A 3,646-nucleotide genomic window follows, 5' to 3' on the forward strand; every position below is an offset into this window, starting at 1 on the left:
ACCTAAGATCCTTGTTCATTTTGCAGTTTAATAACTATTATTTAATAATTATTTTCTGTTTTGCGAGGTTTATTACTAATGTTAAAGCCTATTTCATTATTATTTCGTGGAAGTTTAATTCTACGCATTTTAATTGCAATTGTTTTAGCTCTCGTTGCTTATTACACTATCCCATCTATTTCTAAGCACGCAGCCATCTTAGGGCAATTATTTATTACTCTTTTACGTTCAATTGCTCCATTTTTAGTATTTATTCTTCTCATAGCAGCAATTATTCGTGCTGACTCTGGAACAAATAAAATTATTCGTGCAATTGTTCTTACTTACATTGCTGCAACTCTGATCTCAGCTTGTATTTCAGCAGCTATTACCTTATTCGCTCCGCCAATCCACTTAAATTTAACTGGCGTTGATGCCTCTCACGTACAACTAGCAAAAGAATCAAGTGCTCTCGAAGTTCTCGAAACTCAATTCTTACGTATGTTCGAGAACCCTGTAAAAGCTTTAGTTGATTCTAACTTCATGGCTTTATTAACTTGGTCTGTATTCTTTGGTATTGCTTTCCGTTTTTGTAAACAAAGCGTTAAAGATGTACTTTATGAAATGGCAGATGCTACAGGTCGTGTTGTAGGTTGGATTGTACAATTTGCACCTATCGGGGTATTTGGTATTTTCTCTGACGTGTTAGTTAACCACGGTATTGCAGAATTAGCTAAATATGGTCAATTAATTTTACTTCTTGTAAGCATTTACCTAGTAATTGAACTAATTTTCTATCCACTTGTTGGTTTTATCTTTACTCGTAAAAATCCTTACCCAGATTTATTTAAATGTATTGTCGTTTCAGGGATTCCAGCATTCTTCTCACGTTCATCAGCAGCAAATATTCCAGTAAACTTAAAAGCAGCTGATAACTATGGAATTCCACGTAGTGTTTCGGCATTTATTATCCCACTAGGGGCTAATATTAGCTTAACCGCAGCTGCAGCGACAATTACCGTATTATCAATTACTTTAGCTCAAAGTTTAGGTATTGAAATTCACTACTTAAGTGCTCTTTTAGCTTGTGTAATTGCAGCTCTATGTGCTCTTGGCTGTTCTGGTGTTCCAGGTGGTTCTCTTCTTATGATTCCTATTGCCGCTTCATTATTTGGCGTACCTCCTCATATTTCGTCACAAATGATTGCAATCGGTTTCTTAATTGGCGTAGTTCAAGACTCAGTGGAAACTGCAGTTAACTCTTCAGGTGATATTTATTTCACTAAAGTTGTATGTGATCATTACGGAATCAGTAACGATCCTAACTATGAAAACAACTAATAATTAAGATAAAAGCTCTCCTTAAGCGGAGAGCTTTTATGCTAGTTGTCTGCATAAAAAATTTTAGCAACTATATTTTTCTGATAAAATATATCAGGTATAAGTAATCCTCTTACTTATCTTTTCGCAGTTATAAAACATTTTTTATTTTCTCCTAGTTTTTTACTAGCACAATTCGAGGTTTTATAAATTGAAAAAATCATTTCTAACAAAAGCTTTAGCAGTTTTTGGGGTTTCACTTTTTTCATTATCTAATCTTAACAATGCTTACGCTGCAGATGAAAAACCTGGTAAAGTACTTTATGTCTACAATTGGACTGAATATATTCCAACTGAAGTACTAAAACAATTTACAAAAGAAACAGGGATTCAAGTACGCTATTCTACTTATGAAAGCAATGAGGAGTTATACTCAAAGCTAAAGCTTGTTAAGGGAGAAGGTTACGATTTAATCTTCCCATCTAGTTATTATGTAAATCTTCTTAAAGATGAAGGTTATTTACGTAAACTAGATAAAAGTAAGATTAAAATGGACAATGTTCTCCCTGAATTATTAGGACGTGAATACGATCCTAACAATGAATATTCAGTTCCATATACTTATGGTTTTACTACCATTGCCGTAAACACTGATACATACGATATTAGTAAAGTTACTAGCTGGAAAGACCTTTGGAAACCAGAATACAAGAACTTAACTTTATTAAATGATGTGCTTGACAACTTCTCTATGGCATTATTATCTTTAGGCTATGATCCTAATAATGCTACAGATGAACAAGTTGAACAAGCATTTCATAAACTACAAGAATTATCGAATAAAGTCGTACAATACAATTCAGACTCTCCTGAAGTGCCATATATTGAAGGTCAATCAAGTATTGGGATGATCTGGACGGGATCAGCATTTAGAGCTCATCTCGAAGGTAATAGCAATATTAAAGTTGTATATCCTGCAGAAGGTTCGATTCTTTGGGTAGATAACTTTGCTATTCCAGCTAAAGCAAAAAATGTTGCTGGAGCTTACGAATTTATTAACTTTATTCTGCGTCCTGATATAGCTTTAAAAATCGTAGAAGAAATGGGGTTCCAAACTTCAAATAGTAAAGTAAAAGCACTTATGCCAACCGAATGGCAAAATGACCCAGCTTTATTCCCTTCTGAAGAAGTTTATAAAAAAGCAATTATGAATAATATTCCTACTTCTCGTCTAGAGTTATTCAATAATTACTGGAATCGTTTAAAAGTTAATTAATCTAATTTAGTTGTTTTATAACTGCAGGTCTACAAGATTTTTCTTGTAGACCTTTTCTTTGCTAATTATTTGATCATCAATAATCATAATTTTGATTAAAACCTTGTCAAATGACGCAAAAATGAACATTGCCTCTTCCCTATTTAGAAACTCTTCATATAATAATTTAGAGAGAAATATTTCTCTGCAATCAACAATAATCGAACTTCTTTTAAGGAGGGTTAAAAATGACAAAAAAAGTGGCTGTAATTACAGGATCAGCAGGTGGTTTAGGTAAAGGTATAGCTTTACGCCTAGCCGCAGATGGCTTTGCGATAGTTTTACATGACATTAACAAAGAGTTACTCTCAATCACTGAAAATGAACTTAAAGAAAAAGGTTATGATGTAATTGCTGTAACTGGTGATGTGCGTAAAAAAGCAGATCAAGAAAATCTTGTTGCTCAAGCTGTAGCTGCTTTTGGTGCAGTTGATGTATTTATTAATAATGCCGGTGTAGAATCTGTAGAACCTTTAGAACAAATTACCGATGATAAATTTAACTTTGTCTTTGATGTAAATGTTAAGGGAGTGCTTTTTGGAACACAAGCAGCCGCTGCTCAAATGAAAACCCAAGCTACAGGTGGAAAAATTATTAATGCTTGTTCAATTGCAGCCCATGAATCTTATGAAATGCTGTCGTTATACTGTGCTTCCAAGCATGCAGTAAGATCTTTTACTCATTCTTCTGCAAAAGAATTAGCAAAATATAACATTACTGTAAATGCTTACTGCCCTGGCGTAGCTGCTACGGCAATGTGGGATCGTATTGATGAAGCTTTTGTAAAATATAATGGCTGGGAACCAAAACAAGCTTGGAATACTTTTACTAAAGATATCCTTGTAGGTAGACCTCAAGTTGCTGATGATGTAGCTAAACTGGTAAGTTTCTTAGCTTCTTCAGATTCCGACTATATAACCGGACAGACAATTCTTACTGACGGTGGAATGGTGTTTAGATAAAAAAAGTGTTTATTATAAAAAGGTATTAAATAAAAGTTAAGGAAGAAGGTGTTTGCCTTCTTCCTTAACT

3 protein-coding genes are annotated in these 3,646 nt (G+C 33.8%); all 3 read left to right on the top strand.

The genetic code is table 11. The features are described from left to right. Positions 1 to 78 precede the first annotated feature (78 nt). Positions 79 to 1,320, top strand: coding sequence for a serine/threonine transporter SstT (gene sstT / locus CKF59_RS01780; protein ID WP_119534274.1), 1,242 nt, complete (start codon positions 79 to 81; stop codon positions 1,318 to 1,320). A 190-nt stretch (positions 1,321 to 1,510) separates the two neighbouring features. Continuing rightward, positions 1,511 to 2,575, top strand: coding sequence for an ABC transporter substrate-binding protein (locus CKF59_RS01785; protein ID WP_119534275.1), 1,065 nt, complete (start codon positions 1,511 to 1,513; stop codon positions 2,573 to 2,575). 227 nt (positions 2,576 to 2,802) lie between these two features. Continuing rightward, complete coding sequence (locus CKF59_RS01790) at positions 2,803 to 3,576, top strand: acetoin reductase (RefSeq protein ID WP_119534276.1); 774 nt, start codon at positions 2,803 to 2,805, stop codon at positions 3,574 to 3,576. Positions 3,577 to 3,646 lie beyond the last annotated feature (70 nt).

The sequence above is a fragment of the Psittacicella gerlachiana genome, assembly GCF_003585965.1.
Classification (GTDB): domain Bacteria; phylum Pseudomonadota; class Gammaproteobacteria; order Enterobacterales; family Psittacicellaceae; genus Psittacicella; species Psittacicella gerlachiana.